At 39.1% G+C, this 18,843-nt stretch carries 19 protein-coding genes and 1 rRNA gene; 15 read left to right on the top strand and 5 right to left on the bottom strand.

Translation table 11 applies throughout. From position 1 onward, the window contains the following. Positions 1-520 precede the first annotated feature (520 nt). Genes H626_RS11035 through H626_RS0109150 form a run of 4 tightly spaced genes read left to right on the top strand, consistent with a single transcriptional unit; the run spans position 521 to position 4,089 of the window. Positions 521-1,936 carry a bifunctional metallophosphatase/5'-nucleotidase gene (locus H626_RS11035; protein WP_051237929.1) on the top strand — a complete coding sequence of 472 codons (1,416 nt, stop codon included), beginning with the start codon at positions 521-523 and terminating at the stop codon, positions 1,934-1,936. Beyond that, complete coding sequence (locus H626_RS11030; RefSeq protein ID WP_051237928.1) at positions 1,917-2,663, top strand: YutD family protein; 747 nt, start codon at positions 1,917-1,919, stop codon at positions 2,661-2,663. Before H626_RS11035 ends, H626_RS11030 begins: the two co-directional genes overlap by 20 nt. A 2-nt stretch (positions 2,664-2,665) precedes the next feature. Further along, positions 2,666-3,439 (top strand): TIGR01457 family HAD-type hydrolase, encoded by a 774-nt coding sequence (locus H626_RS0109155; RefSeq protein ID WP_027109101.1) that lies wholly within the window; start codon positions 2,666-2,668, stop codon positions 3,437-3,439. Then, positions 3,436-4,089 (top strand): TIGR01906 family membrane protein, encoded by a 654-nt coding sequence (locus H626_RS0109150; RefSeq protein ID WP_027109100.1) that lies wholly within the window; start codon positions 3,436-3,438, stop codon positions 4,087-4,089. Before H626_RS0109155 ends, H626_RS0109150 begins: the two co-directional genes overlap by 4 nt. Before the next feature lie 436 nt (positions 4,090-4,525). Here the strand turns inward: H626_RS0109150 and truA are convergent, their stop codons facing one another. After that, a complete protein-coding gene (gene truA / locus H626_RS0109145; protein WP_027109099.1) occupies positions 4,526-5,266 on the bottom strand; it encodes a tRNA pseudouridine(38-40) synthase TruA in 741 nt (246 codons plus the stop codon). A 241-nt stretch (positions 5,267-5,507) separates the two neighbouring features. Here truA and H626_RS0109140 point away from each other — a divergent pair, with 241 nt between their 5' ends. The 4 genes from H626_RS0109140 to H626_RS0109125 all read left to right on the top strand — a co-directional run bounded on the left by H626_RS0109140 (position 5,508) and on the right by H626_RS0109125 (position 9,777). After that, on the top strand, positions 5,508-7,100 hold the full coding sequence (locus H626_RS0109140) for an alpha-glucoside-specific PTS transporter subunit IIBC (RefSeq protein ID WP_027109098.1): 1,593 nt from the start codon (positions 5,508-5,510) through the stop codon (positions 7,098-7,100). A 29-nt stretch (positions 7,101-7,129) separates the two neighbouring features. After that, positions 7,130-8,473, top strand: coding sequence for a 6-phospho-alpha-glucosidase (locus H626_RS0109135; protein ID WP_027109097.1), 1,344 nt, complete (start codon positions 7,130-7,132; stop codon positions 8,471-8,473). A 97-nt stretch (positions 8,474-8,570) separates the two neighbouring features. Further along, on the top strand, positions 8,571-9,347 hold the full coding sequence (locus H626_RS0109130; protein WP_027109096.1) for a MurR/RpiR family transcriptional regulator: 777 nt from the start codon (positions 8,571-8,573) through the stop codon (positions 9,345-9,347). Next, on the top strand, positions 9,340-9,777 hold the full coding sequence (locus tag H626_RS0109125) for a hypothetical protein (RefSeq protein WP_027109095.1): 438 nt from the start codon (positions 9,340-9,342) through the stop codon (positions 9,775-9,777). Before H626_RS0109130 ends, H626_RS0109125 begins: the two co-directional genes overlap by 8 nt. A 222-nt stretch (positions 9,778-9,999) precedes the next feature. Here H626_RS0109125 and H626_RS0109120 read toward each other — a convergent pair whose 3' ends face one another. Genes H626_RS0109120 through H626_RS0109110 form a run of 3 tightly spaced genes read right to left on the bottom strand, consistent with a single transcriptional unit; the run spans position 10,000 to position 12,087 of the window. Further along, a complete protein-coding gene (locus H626_RS0109120; protein ID WP_027109094.1) occupies positions 10,000-10,506 on the bottom strand; it encodes a phosphatidylglycerophosphatase A family protein in 507 nt (168 codons plus the stop codon). 31 nt (positions 10,507-10,537) lie between these two features. Continuing rightward, entirely contained in the window at positions 10,538-11,539 is a 1,002-nt protein-coding gene (locus tag H626_RS0109115; protein WP_425411641.1) for an NAD(P)/FAD-dependent oxidoreductase, read from the bottom strand. Positions 11,540-11,574: 35 nt separating this feature from the next. Further along, complete coding sequence (locus tag H626_RS0109110) at positions 11,575-12,087, bottom strand: divergent PAP2 family protein (protein ID WP_027109092.1); 513 nt, start codon at positions 12,085-12,087, stop codon at positions 11,575-11,577. Positions 12,088-12,239: 152 nt separating this feature from the next. Here H626_RS0109110 and H626_RS11515 point away from each other — a divergent pair, with 152 nt between their 5' ends. Further along, positions 12,240-12,833: a peptidylprolyl isomerase gene (locus H626_RS11515; RefSeq protein ID WP_027109091.1), complete on the top strand. Its 594-nt coding sequence runs from the start codon at positions 12,240-12,242 to the stop codon at positions 12,831-12,833. Between the two features lie 24 nt (positions 12,834-12,857). Then, positions 12,858-13,718, top strand: coding sequence for an ROK family protein (locus tag H626_RS11510; RefSeq protein ID WP_035619139.1), 861 nt, complete (start codon positions 12,858-12,860; stop codon positions 13,716-13,718). Between the two features lie 57 nt (positions 13,719-13,775). Here the strand turns inward: H626_RS11510 and H626_RS0109095 are convergent, their stop codons facing one another. Next, positions 13,776-14,960, bottom strand: coding sequence for a MalY/PatB family protein (locus H626_RS0109095; RefSeq protein WP_027109089.1), 1,185 nt, complete (start codon positions 14,958-14,960; stop codon positions 13,776-13,778). A gap of 196 nt (positions 14,961-15,156) precedes the next feature. Between H626_RS0109095 and H626_RS0109090 the strand changes: the two genes are divergently transcribed. The 5 genes from H626_RS0109090 to H626_RS0109070 all read left to right on the top strand — a co-directional run. Beyond that, positions 15,157-15,534 (top strand): CvfD/Ygs/GSP13 family RNA-binding post-transcriptional regulator, encoded by a 378-nt coding sequence (locus tag H626_RS0109090; protein ID WP_027109088.1) that lies wholly within the window; start codon positions 15,157-15,159, stop codon positions 15,532-15,534. A 30-nt stretch (positions 15,535-15,564) separates the two neighbouring features. Then, entirely contained in the window at positions 15,565-15,948 is a 384-nt protein-coding gene (locus H626_RS0109085) for a hypothetical protein (RefSeq protein WP_027109087.1), read from the top strand. A gap of 128 nt (positions 15,949-16,076) precedes the next feature. Then, positions 16,077-17,426, top strand: coding sequence for a glucose-6-phosphate isomerase (locus H626_RS0109080; protein ID WP_027109086.1), 1,350 nt, complete (start codon positions 16,077-16,079; stop codon positions 17,424-17,426). Positions 17,427-17,540: 114 nt separating this feature from the next. Next, positions 17,541-18,077, top strand: a complete 537-nt coding sequence (locus H626_RS0109075; protein ID WP_027109085.1) for a GNAT family N-acetyltransferase — start codon at positions 17,541-17,543, stop codon at positions 18,075-18,077. A 622-nt stretch (positions 18,078-18,699) separates the two neighbouring features. Then, positions 18,700-18,843 (top strand): 16S ribosomal RNA (locus H626_RS0109070); the annotation flags it as partial.

Below are 18,843 nucleotides of genomic sequence, written 5' to 3'. Positions count from 1 at the left end.
AAAGTGGAGCAATGGCTCCATCACCGAATCAGGCAACTAATTTTAAAGAGATGGAAAAATCCACGTACTAAGATTAGCAGATTAATGCGCTTAGGTCTAGATATGGACAGTGCTAAGCGTATTGGCTACTCCAGAAAGAAATACTGGAGACTGTCAAAAACACCTGAGGTTCATTGGGTGCTTACAACGAAAAGACTCTACCGGTGGAACGTAGTTTCACTACGTAACCTGGCAGAGTCTGCTTACTTAAGATATTGAACCGCCGTATACGGAACCGTACGTACGGTGGTGTGAGAGGACGGTAAATAAATTAATTATTTACCTCCTACTCGATTTAAACAAAAAGAAGAGTCGAGGAGAATCAAAAAAGAACAAGAGCAATAGTCCATTCTGTTAGTGAAGAAGTAAAGTTTTTCTCTTTCAATTCAACCCCTTTAATCTCTCATTGAGCAAATGCTTTTTCTGTATTCTATTTTCATTGCTTCATGTTACAATAAAAGAACAAAGTGGAGGTGAAAAAGTGGAAACGGTACATATCTTGCATACCAATGATATTCATTCGCATTTAGAAAATTGGCCCCGTATTTCTCAGTTTTTACAACAAAAACGCTATGCGTATGAAACACAAAAGGAAACGATATTTTCTTTTGATATCGGAGATGCATGCGATCGTGTCCACCCACTAACTGAAGCGACTGAAGGCCAAGCGATCACTCGCTTATTAAATGAAGGGAAATACGATGCAGTCACGATCGGGAACAACGAAGGAATCGGCAGTACAAAAGCACAGTTGAATCAACTGTATGATGATGCTCGCTACCCCGTGCTGATTTCCAACTTGATCGATAAAGAAACAGGTCGTATCCCACCGTGGGCAAAAGCATTTAAAATTTTGCATACAAAAGAAGGCAATAAAATAGGCATCTTTGCACTCACTTTTCCATTAAACATGAGTTATGAACCTCTCGGCTGGAAAGTGATGGATCCGATGAAAGTCACCGAACGACTCATCGACCAGTTCGAGACTACCGTGGATACATTCATACTTCTTTCTCACTTAGGACTGCCTTATGATCGCAAGATTGCTGAACATTTTCCAGAGATTTCCGTCATCATGGGTGGACATACCCACCATGTTTTGGAAAATGGGGAAGTACACAATCAGACGTTGCTTACTGCCGGAGGAAAGTTTGGCTACTACGTGGGAGAAATCACGCTCACATTTCAAAATCATGCGGTCGTAGCCGCAACGGCTCAATTACATCCAACAGCTAAACTTGAACCGGTCTATCATGAAAAAGAATTGGTTCGCAAGTATATCCAGCTAGGCCATGAACTGCTACAAGAACAAAAAATTGCTTTTGTTCCCGAAACCTTTCAAGTAAAATGGAAGGAGCCGTCGGAATTTGTGTCATTAGGACTCAAAGCAGTCAAAGCGTATGCAAAAACCGACGCAGCGATTTTAAATGCAGGGCTGTTTGTCCAACCCTTATTGCAAGGAATTGTGACACGGGATGAATTGCATCAAGCATTGCCACATCCAATGCGGACGGTTCGCTGTACTATTTCAGGAGAAAATCTTCCTTATTTAATGAAACAGTTAGAAAGTAAAAGAGACGAAATGAGAAGTTTAGCTATCAAAGGAATTGGTTTTCGTGGAAAGATATTTGGAGAACTCTGTTACGATGGACTAGAATGGGATTCAAATACAGAAGAAGTCAAAGTGAATGGAAAGACTGTATTGCCAGATGAAACCATTACATTTGTAACTGTAGATTATTTTATATTTTCCAAATGGTTTCCGCTGATCGAGGAATTGGGAGAAATTGAAATATTATTTCCATTCTTCCTAAGAAGTGTCGTGCAATTTTATTTAGCTGAACACTATCCATTGATGAAGAAAAAGGGGAATACACATGACAAATCAAGAAGATAAGAAAGAAAAAAAAGAAGCCATAGAAGAAAAGCTGGAACGAATTACAGAGGCGAAAGTAGCTGAAGAAGTCGCTACTCGTTATGATGAACAGACCATTTTGATCAATGAGGAAAAATACCATATCGTAGAAAATTACAACGAAGCATTTGATATTGAAAAATTCAACGAACGATTTAGTGATATCTTAGAGAAATACGATTACATCGTCGGCGATATGAGCTATGATATGTTGCGTTTACGTGGGTTTTATGAAGATTCTGTTCGTAAAGCGCCTATTGATATGCGTATTTCTTCTTTAGAAGACTATTTGGTGGAATACTGCAGTTTTGGTTGTGGATACTATGTGCTCAAACGTGAATCTGCACGAAAACAACAGCCAAAAGAATCAGCTAATCATAAAGAACCCGCACACAAAAAAGAGCCGATGCAGAAAAAAGAAGCGACGCATAAAAGAGAATCAACACCCCACAAAAGGGGAGCAAGATCTTCAAGAAACACGACACAGCAAACTGTAAAGAAAGAAACTTTGGATACGAAAGTCAATAAAGAAACGAACAGCACTAATAAGAAGTCACGGACGCGTAAAGAGTTTACGAAGAAAGATATTTCCAAAGAGCCGGAACGACCAATTCCAGCTCCCAAAGCTGAAAAAGTAAAGACGGTGAAAGATAAACAAGGGAAAAAGAAATTTGAGATTCGCCGCAAGAATACTGAAGGGAAGGATTAGCTATGGCTAAAAAACACTACAAAGGATATCTGGTCGACCTAGACGGTACGATGTATCGAGGAACAGATCCGATTCCGGAAGCTCCAGATTTTATCCAACGGTTGCGTAAAGCAAATATACCTTTCTTGTTTTTGACGAATAATTCAACGAGTCGCCCTTCGGAGGTACAACGTAGGCTAGTGGATCGGTTTGGGATCGAAGCGTATAAGGAAGAGATTTACACTACTTCGCTAGCTACAGCAGATTTTTTATCTAAACGTGGCGGGAAAACGGTTTATGTCATTGGTGAAGACGGATTGAAACGTGCTTTACGCAAAGCCGGTTTCAAAGAAGACCGTGAAAATCCTGATTATGTAGTTGTGGGAATGGACCGGAAAGTCTCATATAAGGAATTCGAAGAGGCAACATTGGCTATTCAAAAGGGTGCCACTTTTATTGGGACCAATAAAGATACGAATATCCCGACGGAAAAAGGGTTGTCGCCCGGAGCTGGATCGATTATCGGATTAGTGGAGATAGCTACACGCCAAAAGCCGATATACATTGGCAAACCGGAAGCGATCATGATGGATTTAGCTATTGAACACATTGGTTTGAAAAAAGAAGAAGTATTGATGGTCGGGGATAATTATGAGACAGATATCATGGCGGGAATCCAGAATGGTATCGATACACTGCTCGTTTTCACTGGTTTCACAAGTAAGCATGAGCTTGCTCATTTTGCCGAACAACCTACCTATACTGTGGATAATTTAGATGAGTGGGTGATCAGTTGAAAAAGAGGATGCTTCATTTTTTTGGAATAACGAGCCTCATCCTAGCTATTTTGACCCTTTCCATTACGTTTACGATAAACTTTATACCGCTATATGAATGGACGGCTGAATCACTAGACTTAGCTAACCGGGTAGGTTTGAGTCAGGATCGATTGATGCAAAATTACGAAAAACTGATCGGCTATTTGAACAAACCCTGGGTAGGCACATTAAACTTACCTGATTTTCCGAGTTCTGAAAGTGGTCTGTTTCATTTTTATGAGGTCAAACGATTGTTCCTATTGAACTACGCTATTCTAGGCATCAGCGGAATTGGAGCGTTTGTTTATCTCACTTACGTACAAAAAACAAAGCAACAGTGGAAATTAATTCAACCTTTTCGCATAGCTATAGGGGTCCCCTTTGTGGCACTGTTTTTCCTAACTGTCAATTTCAATCGTTTTTTCATACTATTTCACGAGTTGTTTTTTAATAATGACGATTGGATTTTTAATGCAGCCACGGATCCGATCATTTTGGTCTTACCAGAACAATTTTTTCTGTATACTTTCATTCTGGCTTTTGGTTTACTGATCGCTGGTTTCTTAGGAGTGTACTTCTGGGCCAAACGTTCAGCTTTTCCTCAAAAGAAAAAAAGTGGCGGAGCTTGATCCTCAAAGCAGAAGACTCCTTGTTAGTAGATGGAAGCTAACGTTTCAGATGGATACTAGGATGAGAACCTTTTACTCGAAGAGGATGGATTTTCTTTTTTGTTACAAGTTGGTTTCTATAAAATGACTTTAAAATAAAAATCGTGTTGGTGAGTTCGAAGGAACCCCTCAACACGATTTATTCTTTTATCGGGAAAATAACCAGCGGACTCCCTTATGATCAAGTCGATGAGAACCTAACAGCTGAGACTCTACATGATCTACTCACCTAATCTATAGAAATCACTCACATAGTAAAGAAGGGACTTCATTTTCTGGAAAAGGAATCAATACTATTGAAAATAGAACGATTGCAGAACCAGTTAACTTTTATCGTTTCTGTTGAAAGAATAACTATACGCAGATAAGACTATTTAGGTACGATTTTAATGCCTCATCAATCGTAATACACTTCATCTAGGAACAGTCCTTGAGAAGGTACTGTCATTCCGGCGTCACTTCTGATCCCACTCTCAAAAATGGAGTCGATATATTCCGGTTCCGTCATCCCGGCTCCAATTTCTAGGAGCGTCCCCATAAGGATTCTAATCATATTGTACAAGAAGCCATTTCCAATAAAGGTAAAGTGGATCAAATCGCCTTCTTTATAGATTGTGATCTCATTGATGGTCCTGACCGTCGATTTTTTTGTCTTCTTGAGGGAAGAAAAACCGAGGAAGTCATGAGTGCCCACAAGCCTGTCGCAAGCCGCAGTCATCCTATCGATATCAAGGTTTTCAGGGTAATGATAACTGTAATTGCGCTTAAATGCGGAAGGGACGACAGTGTTCCAGACATAGTAACTGTATTTCTTTCCAACGGCATGATACCGGGAATGGAATCTTTCTGGAACCTCCTCTAGCTCTTTGATGATAATGTCACGCGGAAGATAACGATTCAGATAGTCTCGCATTGCCGTTAAATCCATGTCAGTCGTCGTCTTGAAATTTGCTACTTGGCCCTTGGCATGAGCTCCGGCATCCGTCCGACCTGATCCAACGATTTCAATTTTAGTCCCCAGCATTTCCGTGAGGATATTCTCTATTTTCCCCTGAATGGTCTTGCCCGAATCCCCAAGCCTTTGCCACCCTAGATACCTAGCGCCGTCGTACTCGATCAACATTTTTATATTTCTCATTTTATCCCTCTTAATCATCTGATTTTTGTCACTATTTTCATATCATACACTTCACTAGTATAGTCTATAGGTGCACGAGAATAAAGCTGGGATATTTCCCAAGAAATGGGAATTGTTTCTTTTTGGTAGCGTTTTCCCTAAACCCCTCCGTTCTATTGTTTGAAAAGAATCTCGATGGTAGAGTACGTATAGGAATTGTTTTACACAAATTATTTTTACAAATTAAAGGAGATGAACCAGTATGATGGAAAAGATTCAACGTTTTGGTGGAGCAATGTTTACACCGGTCTTGTTATTTGCTTTTAATGGTATAGTTTTGTCTTTAGCTATTGCGATGCAAACAGAATTGATCGTCGGAGGTATTGCTGCTGATGGGAGCTTATGGTCTCAAGTATGGGCAATCATCGAAAGCGGTGGTTGGACGATTTTTAGTAACATCGAATTGCTTTTTGTTATTGGCTTACCTATCGGGTTAGCGAAAAAAGCTAATGCAAGAGCTGCTTTGGCTGCTTTTGTAGTCTATATGACTTGGAACAACTTCATGGCAAAAATGCTTGAGTTCTGGGGAAGTTCTTTCGGAGTTGATTATTCACTCGAAGCAGGTGGCGTAAGTGGGTTGAAAAATATCGGGGGCGTAAAAACACTCGACACCAACCTAATCGGAGCGATTTTAATTGCAGCGATCGTTGTTTGGATACATAATCGTTTCTTCGAGAAAAAATTACCTGAATGGTTAGGAATTTTCCAAGGATCATCTATGGTAGTCATCATTGGCTTTATCCTAATGTTCCCGTTAGCTTTGCTAACTGCTTGGGGTTGGCCAGCTGTTCAAAACGTTATTTCGGGTCTACAAACATTCATGGCAAACTCTGGAGCGTTCGGGGTCGGAATTTACGTTTTCTTAGAAAGAATATTGATTCCAACAGGGTTACATCACTTTATCTATCAACCATTCATTTACGGACCAGCTGTAATTGAAGGGGGAATAGAACCATACTGGTTGGAAAACCTGAATTACTTTGCAAATACTCCCGGAACATTACGCAGTTTGTTCCCTGAAGGTGGATTCGCTTTACACAATGTCTCCAAAATGTTTGCTCCAATCGGAATTGGTGCAGCTTTGGTTGTGACAGCTAAGAAAGATAAGCAAAAACAAACATTGGCACTGATCATACCCACAGCTTTAACAGCTATCCTAGCGGGTATCACCGAGCCGTTTGAATTTACCTTCTTATTCTTGGCACCACAGTTGTTTGCTGTTCATGCTGTCTTAGCAGGATTGTTGGGAGCTACACTTTACATGTTTGGCGTTTCTGGTGATATTGGTAGTGGTTTATTAACAGTAGTCACAAAATTCATCGTTCCAATGTGGTCGAATCACTTGGATGCAATTCTACTCGTCTTTGGAATTGGGTTGGCGTTCAGTGTCATCTACTTCATCATATTCCGTTATGCGATTTTGAAATGGGATATTCAAACACCCGGTCGAGCAGGCGATTCAATGAAAATGTATCGCAAAGCAGATTATAAAGCGAAAAAAGCCGGCGAATTAGTTGCCGGATCTAAAACTACAACCGAGGAAAATCCTTATAAAGAAAGAGCAGTTGTTTTCTTAGAAGGCCTGGGAGGTAGTGATAACATTGCAGATATCACAAACTGTGCTACTCGTTTAAGAGTATCTGTAAAAGATGCTGCCAAAGTAAAAGAAGCAGATTTCTTTACACAAGGTGGGGCACATGGCTTAGTTGAAAAGGGAAAAGCTTTCCAAGTCATTGTGGGATTAGATGTTCCGCAAGTACGTGAAAATTTTGAAAAATTAGTTACGATTGAATAAAAAATAAAAACACAAAGGGGCGTTTATTGATGAACTTAAAAAAACAATCGATCGTTATAGCCGGAGGCGGCAGTACGTTTACACCTGGGATCATCATGATGTTATTGGAAAACTTAGATCGTTTTCCAATTCGTCAAATAAAATTTTACGATAATGATGCAGAAAGACAAAAACAAATTGCGGATGCAGCTGAAATCATCTTAAAAGAACGTGCACCAGAAATTGAATTCTTGTCAACCACCGATCCAGAAGAAGCCTTTACAGATGTAGATTTTGTGATGGCACATATCCGAGTCGGGAAGTATGCTATGCGTGAAATAGACGAAAAAATCCCATTGAAATATGATGTAATAGGCCAAGAAACATGTGGACCGGGTGGCGTATCTTATGGTATGCGTTCGATTGGTGGCGTATTAGGAATAATAGATTATATGGAAAAATATTCACCTGATGCTTGGATGTTAAACTATTCCAATCCAGCTGCAATAGTAGCTGAAGCTACACGCAAATTACGTCCAAATAGTAAAATCATCAATATTTGTGACATGCCTGTTGGAATTGAACACAGAATGGTAGAAATTCTAGGCATGAAATCACGTAAGGAATTATCTATTCGCTATTATGGGTTGAATCACTTTGGATGGTGGACAGATATTCGTGACCAAGATGGAAATGATTTGCTACCTAAATTACGCGAACATGTTTCTAAACATGGCTACCTTACTCCAAAAGAACTCGAAGGTACTGCTAACGAAACAGTAGAAAAAAGTTGGGAACATACTTTTGGTAAAGCAAAAGAAGTGTTTGCATTAGATCCGCTAACAATGCCAAACACCTACTTAAAATATTATTTATTCCCACAAGATGAAGTAGCTCTTGCAGATCCGAATCACACACGAGCAAATGAAGTTATGGAACACAGAGAAAAATTAGTGTTTGACGAATGCAACCGCATCTCTCAAATCGGCACAGCCAAGAATACTGATTTAGCCGCTGATGAACATGCTTCGTATATTGTGGACTTAGCTCGCGCAATTGCCTACAACACGAAAGAAAGAATGCTACTGATTGTTCCGAATAATGGAGCGATCGTAAACTTTGATCCAACAGCTATGGTAGAGATTCCATGTATAGTTGGTTCACAAGGTCCGGAACCTTTAGTACAAGGAGAAATTCCACGCTTCCAAAAAGGTCTGATGGAACAACAAGTTGCCGTAGAAAAACTAGTTGTGGAAGCATGGGACGAAGGCTCATATCAAAAATTGTGGCAAGCAATCACTTTGTCACGCACTGTACCAAATGCACGTGTAGCTAAAGAAATCTTAGATGATTTGATTGTAGCCAATAAAGATTTTTGGCCAACATTGAGTTAACAGATTCCTCTTGCGTATGATAGAATAGAAAAAGAGAAAGCACAAAGGGCCAAGTCTCTTTGTGCTTTCTCGTCATATGCAACAAGGAGGATATGAAATGGAACTAGAAAGCGCCATCAATCGTCATTTTTCTCAGTTAAATGAAAATGAGAAAGCGATTATTGAATACATAATCAATCATAAAAAAGAATGCAAAGAGTTGACGATCATTGAAATAGCCAAGGTCACACTAACATCAAAATCTTCCATTTTACGATTGGCAAAAAAATTGGGGTTCAGTGGGTATAGTGAGTTTAAATATAGTTTACAAAAAGATAATTCCATTAACAGTGAAGAAGTTTCCACGAATAATTTTATGAGCATGCAGCAAGGAGACGTGGATGCGACTCGGAAATTGTTTGAGCAAATAAATTCGAAAGTTGTGCTAAAAGAATTGGATGAAGCCGAAAGGATCTTCTGCTACGGGACCGGTTGGGGTCAGAGAGATGTATTGTCTGATTTTCGAAGAAGTTTAATACCGTTAAATCGCTACCCAATCTTATTATCTGCTAAGAAAGAATTGGAAATGGCTTCCCGACAAGAGATGTCTGAGAACGATTTATTGATAGTTGTTTCGCTGAGTGGAGATATAGCAGAAATAAGGGATGAAATCCGCTTATTGAAAATGAAAAATGTGTCTATTTTATCTATCACAAATATTAGCAATAATTCCTTAGCTTCAATGGGGACATATAATTTATATTTTCAGTCTACGCCCAAAAAGTATAAGGGAGAGGCTGTATATTCTTTTGTACCGTTACACTTAACAATGGATAATTTATTTCGTTCATATGTAGACTACAAAAACGAAGAAGAAGGGGAAATACATGTCTAAAAAAACACAACGCTACGCAAAGTTTTTATTCCATTCTTTATGGATCATTCCAGCTCTAACCTGGGCGGTCCTCTTGATAGATTCGTCGGGAAGAGGGGTATCTATTCGTGAATATATAACGCAGCAACCGCAAATCGTAGTTGTTTTACTACCGACGTTCCTGATGATCGTCTGGTTGTTTATTTATAAAACGATTTGGGAGAATGGAACGGTGGAAGAATACAAACGGATGGTTTTTGCTTTAAGTGTCAGTTCACTTTTAACAGGGAATTTCGCCTCTGCAATTTTAGGCTACTTGACATGGAAAGGGGAAGCTCCTTTTCCGGAAACAGAAAAACGTTCTAACCAACAAGGATTGAATATTGCCTTGATCATCTTGCTGATATTGTCAGTATTTTACGTTTTTGTCGTAAATCGGTATTATCTATAAAAAAGCAAACCCAAGAGAACCTATCGAGAGTATGTTTGCTTGGAGTCCTTTTATTGTCGTATGTTCTAAACTAAGACCAGCGTCATCCCGGCGAAACACTCGTACTCGTACAAATGAAAAACTGATTGAATAGGGAACAACTAACGAAAGAACGATCACCTTAGTGGTTTTTCACCAAAAAAGACTGGCCAGGATCACTGGCCAGTCTTTTTTCAATTCGATTTATTTCATTATATCGCTGATTTCAGGATTGTCATGAGCCAAACGACTGGCTGCTGCAGCAGCGATGGCACCCACGATATCATCTAAGAAGGTGTGGACTTCTCCATTTTGATGACTATTCAATCGTTTTAAAACACCAGGCTTTACCTTGTCGATATATCCGTAGTTTGTGAAACCGATCGAACCATAAACATTTACGATGGACAATGCTAAAATCTCATCGATGCCATACAAACCTTCATCTTCTGCAATGATTTCTTGCAAAGGATTTTCTAATAATTTTTTCTCAGTCATGATGTCCAACTGAATACCAGTTAAAATAGTGTTCTGTACTTCGCGTTTGCGTAACACACCATTTACATGGTCTAGACATTTTTCCATTGAGATATCATCAATATATTTTTCTTGTAAAAAATAAACCAATTCAGCAATTTCTACTAAAGTAACCCCTCTTTGTTCTAAATATTCTAACGCAACTTTGTGTAATTCCGAATCTGATTTGACCATATCTTATTCCTCCTCTTTTTTAGTATGCTAATTATCCATTCGTGAAATCCAGTGAAGTACTTTGAGCAGGCTGGGTATGCATTTCAGGATGAATATAGTGGATTGCATGGTTGACAGCTGTTGGAGCCTCTCCGAAACCAGTTGCAATCAACTTGATTTTACCCTCATACGTGGCAATATCCCCTGCAGCGTATATCCCAGCCACACTTGTTTCCATTTTGGGATTCACCACGATCTCTTGCTTCAAAGTGTTGAGCCCCCAATTCTTCACAGGACCCAAAGTGGAAGTGAAGCCATAGTTGACCACAAAATAATCCACATCTAAAGTTAGTGATTCGTCACTTTTGACTTTAGTAAAGGTAACGGTTTCTAGTGCGTCCCTATCCCCAGATAGAGAAGTCGGAACGTAAGGCGTTAGCACCTCAACAGAAGAATTTTTCACCAAGGAAACCGGATATTCATGGGCACGAAACTTATCTCTTCTATGAACCAAATATACTTTTTCAGCGACCTCTTTTAACGTGAGTGCCCAGTCGACTGCCGAGTCGCCACCTCCGCATATCGCTACCTTCTTGTTGCGGTATTGTTCGATGTTGGATACTAAATAGTGCAGATTAGTTGTTTCATATATTTCTGCACCAGGGATCTTGAGTTTTCTGGGAATAAAAGCTCCTTTTCCAACAGTGACAATGACTGTTTTAGAATAGTGGGTATCTTTATTGGTTTTTAATTCAAAATAGCCAGCCTCTGTCTTCGTCACTGTTAAGACTTCTTCCTCCAAACAAATAGTCTGGTCAAAAGCTTCCATTTGATCTTCGAGTTGTTCAATCAAATCGGTCCCTTTAATGCGTGGAAAACCAGCGACATCGTAAATCGTCTTATCCGGATACAACAAAGAAACTTGTCCGCCAAGCACTGGTAAAGTTTCAATGATTTTTACTTTTGCATTTCGTAACCCGGCATAAAAGGCAGTGAACATCCCAACGGGTCCACCGCCAATAACCGTTATATCATATATTTTTTCTTCCGAAATCAAAGAATTTCCAACCTTTCTTTCACAAATTCATTTTACACGCCCATTGGAATATTCAACTGAAGATAGCTCCAGTGAATGACCAAAGCAATCACGATACCCGTTAGAATACCAAAGAAAACTTCGATGGGCTTGTGTCCTAAATATTCTTTCAATTGCCGTACGTGTTCTTCCTTATTGTAGGCATACGCACCTTTAGATAAGTTTACTACTTTTTTACGTAAAGTATCAATTTCCAAAACAAGTTCATTGAGCAAGATTCCGTGTTCACCACTTTGTCTACGGACACCCATGGAGTCAAAAATAACAATGACACCAAAAGTAGCTGCGATAGCAACAAAAGGAGAGGCGATGCCATGCTGAACAGTCAAGGCTGTAATCAAAGCCGAAACGCCAGCCGAGTGAGAACTGGGCATTCCTCCTGTAGAAGTAGCTAAAGCAAAGGAAGTTTGCTTTTTCATGAGATAGGCAACCGGTACTTTAACGAGCTGCGAAAAAATTATCGCAAAAAATGCCGAAAAGAGTGGATAGTTTGAAAATAAAGACATACAGATCATCCTTAAAATGAGATAGCTTTCAATCTCAATCATAACATGAATAGATTATATTTTTGATTATAATGTTTGAAAAAGGAAACAGATTGGAAAATTAGACTGAATAGGGTAAACTAACTAAGTAAGTAATTTTAAGGAGGATGAATATGAGCCAATTTCCACAATTAAACACAGATCAACAAGAAGGAACGTTTGCGAAAATAAACACTACCAAAGGGGAAATGATGATCCAATTATTCCCAGAACAAGCTCCTAAAACGGTAGAAAACTTTGTAGGCTTAGCTGAAAAAGGGTATTATGATGGAATTATCTTTCACCGTGTTATTCCGAACTTCATGATTCAAGGAGGAGATCCTACCGGAAGCGGTATGGGCGGAGAAAGTCTTTGGGGAGAACCTTTTGCAGATGAATTTTCACCTGAATTGTATAACTTCAAAGGTGCACTATCAATGGCTAATTCTGGCCCAAATACGAATGGTAGTCAATTCTTTATCGTGACAGCTTCTGAAGTTCCAGCACAAATGATTGAGCAACTAGAAGGAGCCGGTTTCCCAAGTGAAGTTATGGAAGCTTATAAAACGATGGGTGGAACACCGTGGTTAGATCGTCGTCACTCTGTCTTTGGACAAATTGTTTCTGGATTTGATGTTGCCGAAGAAATTCAAAAAGTAGAAACCAACGTCATGGATAAACCAGAAGAAGATATTTCGATTCAATCTATTGAAATCATAAAAAAATAATGAATAAATAGAGGAGGTTATCCTGTGAAATTACTTGGTGCAATTGAAGCTGGTGGAACAAAATTTGTGTGTGCAGTCAGTGATGCAGACCTTACAATAAAAGACCGTGTGACAATACGGACAACCACTCCAAAGGAAACAATGGCGCTTGTTTTTGATTTCTTTGATCAATATGAACTTGCTGCGATTGGAATTGGAACTTTTGGTCCGATCGATATCAATAAAGAGTCAGAAACTTATGGCTATATCACGACGACACCCAAAGTCGCCTGGGCACATTTTGATTTTGTCGGTATAATGAAAGAGCGCTATGCTGTTCCTATTGGTTGGACAACCGATGTCAATGCCGCTGCACTGGGCGAAGTAACCAAAGGAGCCGCGCAAGGAAAACAATCGTGTGTCTACTTAACGGTGGGAACAGGTATTGGTGGAGGTGCCGTGGTGGATGGAAAACCACTAGAAGGATACGGCCACCCCGAAATGGGGCATATTTTAGTGCGCTCTCATCCAGAAGATGATTTTTCGGGCTTGTGTCCGTATCATGACTATTGTCTAGAAGGAATGGCAGCCGGGCCATCGATTGAAAAACGTCACGGAGTAAAAGCGATAGAACTAGCGGGTGATAAGAAAGTGTGGGAAATAGAGGCCTATTATTTAGCTCAGGCTTTAATGAGCTATACTCTCACACTCAGTCCGGAACAAATCGTAATCGGTGGCGGGGTTATGAAGCAAAAGCAACTTTTTCCGCTTGTTCGTGAAGCGTTCAAAAAATTACTAGCGGATTACGTAGCGGTTCCGCCATTAGAAGAATACATTGTTGCACCAGGTTTAGGAGATGACGCCGGAATCACCGGAAGTTTACTTCTTGCCAAAGAGGCAGTTTAACTATTCAGGAAACAAAAAAATCCAAAACCTCAGTTTGAGGTTTTGGATTTTTTCTGTTTAACGAGATTGGTAATGGTCGAATACTTTTTTTATACGTTCCAATCCATCTTCTACCATTGATTGGGGAGCGGCGAAGTTGAAACGCATATACTGGTCTCCGTTGGGTCCATAACTTTTTCCGTCATTTAAGCCAATTTTCCCAATTTTAGCAAAGATATCTTTTAAGTCAGCATCTTTTATTCCTAAAGAAGAAGCATCAAACCAAAAGAGATACGTTCCTTCAGGTTTCATGTAGAAAACCTCAGGGAGTTCACGGTCGAAGAAATCACAGACGATTTTCCGATTGTTTTCTAAATAGTCAAGCAATTCTGCATGCCATTCCTGGCTGTTTGATAAGGCAGCTTGAGCGGCAACATACCCGAATGTGTTCACACCGCTTTGTTCAGTTTGACTTTGAATTTCTTTGATCTGCTCGATCATTTTTTCATCGTAAACGAAAATCATCGAATTTTTGATTCCAGCTAAGTTAAATGTTTTTGTAACAGATGTCAAAGTCACCACGGTTTGTTTGAATCGTTCATCTAGGGTGACGGGTGAAACCATTTCTTGAGAAGGATAGACTAAATCTCCATGGATTTCATCGCTTACTAAAATTACGTCGTTGTCGTGACAAAGTTCAGCCAAACGATACATTTCCTCCTTGGACCACACTCGCCCGCCAGGATTATGAGGATTACTTAGTATAAACAGTTTTGCTTTTTCATCTTGAAGATTTTCTTCAATGTCATTAAAGTCCATATGGTATTGCCCTTTTTCAACTTTCAAGGCAGAGCGGACCACTTCGCGGTGATTGACTTTCACTAGATTTGTAAACGGAGGGTAAACCGGATCATGGATGATCACTTTATCTCCTGGTTTTGAAAATGCTTGAATCATCACGCCGATACTGGAGACAACTCCAGGTGAAAAGAGGATGTTTTCTTTCGTTAACTCCATTTGATGTCGTTCTCTTTGCCAGTTCATGATAGCCTCATAAAATTCGTAAGGAGGAATAGCGTATCCGATAATGGTATTTTTCACGAAATTTTTGAGCTCTCTTCTTACGGCAGGTGGATTCTCGAAATCCATATCGGCAACCCACATAGGCAAGATGTTTTTTTCATTAAACAGATGCTCTCGTAAGTCCCACTTCACACTATTGGTACCCGCGCGATCGATTATTTTATCAAAGTTATTTTTCATGCTGCACCTCTTTCGATAATAATAGATAAAATTCTTCACTCTTAGTATAACGAGCAGATAAAAAAAATTCCACTTACGAAAAATAACCTAGAAAAAAAGAAAACGGTTTAGCAATTTGACGGCTTTTCAAATGTATAAAAAGCGTGCTATACTGAGAAGGAAATGTCGTTCCATGCAAAGATAAAGAGGTGAAACCGTGGAATATAAAATCGGGATGAAAGTAAAAGGAAAAGTGACCGGTATTCAGCCTTATGGTGCATTTGTCTCGTTAGATAAATATACACAAGGTCTGATTCATATTTCCGAGTTGCAACATGGTTATGTTAAAGATATAGAAGAAGTTATTCAAGTAGGTGATGAAGTAGATGTCGTAGTCTTAGATTTAGATGAATATACTAAAAAAATCAGTCTATCCATTCGATGTTTAGAACCTCTCACGATTGATGAGCAAGGGAATTCTAAACGGTACCGCTATGGAAAAAAAGGATCGAAAGGATTTCAGTCTTTGGCCGATGCGATGCCTAGGTGGACAGACAAAGCTTTAGGGGAAATTGTAAATCAACGACGTAAGTAATGTTCAGGCAATAGAGAGGTGTGTGCCATCATGGAAAAATCAAATCAAATAGCTTGTACGATCATGGCCAAAGACAACAATGGAAGAATCGCATTTTTGGTTAAAGAAGCAACCGATGGAATTGGATTTTTAAACACAGTGAATGACGGAGAGAAAACAGGATTAGCTTCTATCATTGAAAAAATCAAACAAGAACTCACTCTAGACTTTGATTACTTAGATTTACATGAATTGACGAATGTGATAGTAGCTAATCAAAAACGCTTGCCTCTATTTGTTTTCCAATACCAAGATGAGAACTATACAACCCTAAATGATTTACTAAAAGAAGACAGTCAGTTGAAATGGAAAAACTTTGAAGGGATCTCCACAACTTTAAATGAATGGGAAATCTCGGGAGTCCCTCAATTTTAAAAAGAAAAGGTAAACATTTTTGCGATAAAGGGACTAAATAGCTATCTTCTGCTTGCATTTTTTGATTGTTCACACTAAAGTAAATAGTGATAAAGAGTTAAATAAGAATGAAAAATGGAGGAACTCTAATGACACATATATCTTTTGATTATTCAAAAGTAGTTGACCGTTTTTTAACTAAGGAAGAATTAGATAACATGCAACCTCAAGTAACTGCTGCTGACCGTACTTTACGTGAAGGTACAGGTGCAGGAAGTGACTATCTAGGTTGGATCGATTTACCTTCTCAATATGATAAAGAAGAATTTGCTCGCATCAAAAAAGCAGCAAAAACAATCAAAAGCAATTCGGATGTATTGGTAGTTATCGGGATCGGTGGATCTTATCTAGGAGCTAAAGCAGCTTTAGATTTCTTGAATCATTCTTTCTATAATGAATTAAATGGAGCTGACCGCAAAACTCCACAGATTTTCTTTGCAGGAAATAGTATTAGTTCTACTTACTTGTCTGATTTGATCGAAGTAATTGGAGATCGTGATTTTTCAGTAAATATTATTTCTAAATCCGGTACGACAACAGAACCAGCATTAGCTTTTCGTGTATTCAAAAACTTGCTTATTGAAAAATATGGCAAAGAAGAAGCAAAAACACGTATTTATGCAACAACGGATAAAGCCAAAGGTGCTTTGAAAACAGAGGCAGATGCACAAGGATATCAAACCTTTGTTATTCCAGATGACATCGGTGGTCGTTTTTCTGTCTTGACTGGTGTGGGATTATTACCGATCGCTGTAGGTGGCGGAGATTTGGAAGCACTGATGCAAGGAGCAAAAGATGCTTCTGAAGAATTAACTTCGTCTAACTTAGAAGAAAATCCTGCATACCAATATGCAGCATTGCGCAATGTTTTATATCGCAAGGGAAAAGTAACTGAATTGTTGATCAACTATGAACCAAACTTGCAATACTTCTCTGAGTGGTGGAAACAATTATTCGGAGAATCTGAAGGGAAAGATCAAAGAGGGATCTATCCTTCCAGTGCTAACTTTTCTACAGACCTACATTCTCTAGGCCAGTACATCCAAGAAGGACGGCGCAATCTTTTTGAAACAGTCATCAAAGTGGACAAACCACGTAAAGTTATGGATATACCAACTTCAGAAGAAGACCTAGATGGTTTAGGCTACCTCGAAGGTAAAGACGTAGACTTTGTAAATACAAAAGCATTCCAAGGAACACTTCTAGCACACACAGATGGAGATGTTCCAAACTTTGTGTTAACTATTCCTGAAACAGATGCTTATACTCTAGGTTATTTGTTCTACTTCTTTGAAATAGCAGTAGGGATCTCCGGTTATTTGAATAGTGTAAATCCGTTTAACCAACCAGGAGTAGAAGCTTATAAGAAAAACATGTTTGCTTTGCTTGGTAAACCAGGATTTGAAGATCTTGCTAAAGAATTAAATGAAAGACTGTAAAAAGACTAACAAAATGTGAGCTGAAGAAGAGATTGGGGGGTTCCTCAGTCTCTTCTTTCTCTACATCCACTTAGAAACAACGGTACAATTTTGAAGTAAGGGGGGGGAGAAGCGATGAATCGAAATGAAATTCGAGTCTACCAAGCAAAATCAAAAGATTTACCACTGATTCAATTTTTCTTACATGAAACTGCACAATGGCTCAAAGATAAAGGGTCCAAACAGTGGAATGGTATATTAGAAGGGAAAGATACACACAACACACCTCAAGCCATTGAAAAAGGTGAAGTATATATAGTAGATTTAGATAATGAACCAGCAGGTATGTTTGTTTTATGGGACCATCAAAGTGAATGGGATCAAGAGTTATGGGGAGTGGATACCTCTTTTGATTACTACTACTTACATCGAGTGACCATCCATCGTAAACATGCGGGTAAAGGGTTAGCAGATAAATTATTGTATAAAGCAATTGAAGTTGCTCAAGCTGACCATAAAAAAGCTGTTCGTCTAGATTGCTTAGCAACAAACGCTTATTTAAATCAGATGTACTCTCGGGCCGGATTTGAAAAAGTGGGCATTACTAAAGAACATGATGCAGGAGAACAAATTGCTGATTTCAATCTGTATGAAGTTGATTTAGAAAAATAATTCGAGGAAAGAGCTGTCTATGTAGACTTTTTTCTCGTAAAAAGTGTTGTGAATTGAGTAGTGCTAAATTTTGAAAAAGGGAACGTAGACTGTTGAATAGTTTATGTTTCTTTTTTTGTTCTGCTAAATAATTTTGGGGAGGGGTTTCAAAAGTTGATGGATCAAAGTTTATGAGAAAATACCTTAATGAAGGTAAACGAGGACGCCAAAAATAAAACGGGAAAATTAGAAAGAAGTGTTGACCTGAAACCGGAAAGGTGGTAAAGTATTCCTTGTCGTCGCAAAACGTTTGAATGACAAGTGAGACACTAGAAAACAGTGAAATATTTCCCTTGACTTTACGAGCGAGACGGTGCTATACTATTAGAAGTCAGCAAGGAAGAGAGCGCTCACAACGAGTGATCAAATCTTTAAAAAAATTCAAAAAAACTCTTGACACTGACGCGTAATAAATAGTATGATATAAAAGTTGCTGATAACGGCGACAATGAATTGACCTTTGAAAACTAAACAAAGCAAACACAATCAAATGTGCAGGTGTCTTGATTTTTAATTAAGACAACACAGGCAAAGTAAAATTTGCAAAAGAAATAACGTAACATTCAAATTGAGTCACAAACACTTTAACGAGAGTTTGATCCTGGCTCAGGACGAACGCTGGCGGCATGCCTAATACATGCAAGTCGAACGCTGAAGCTCTCTGCTTGCAGAGAGTGGAAGAGTGGCGAACGGGTGAGTAACACGTGGGGAACCTGCCCATGAGAGG

The organism is Lacticigenium naphthae DSM 19658 (assembly GCF_000425865.1).
Classification (GTDB): domain Bacteria; phylum Bacillota; class Bacilli; order Lactobacillales; family Carnobacteriaceae_A; genus Lacticigenium; species Lacticigenium naphthae.
Note: the sequence above shows the minus strand (reverse complement) of the source record. Positions and strands in the feature narration are given on the sequence as shown.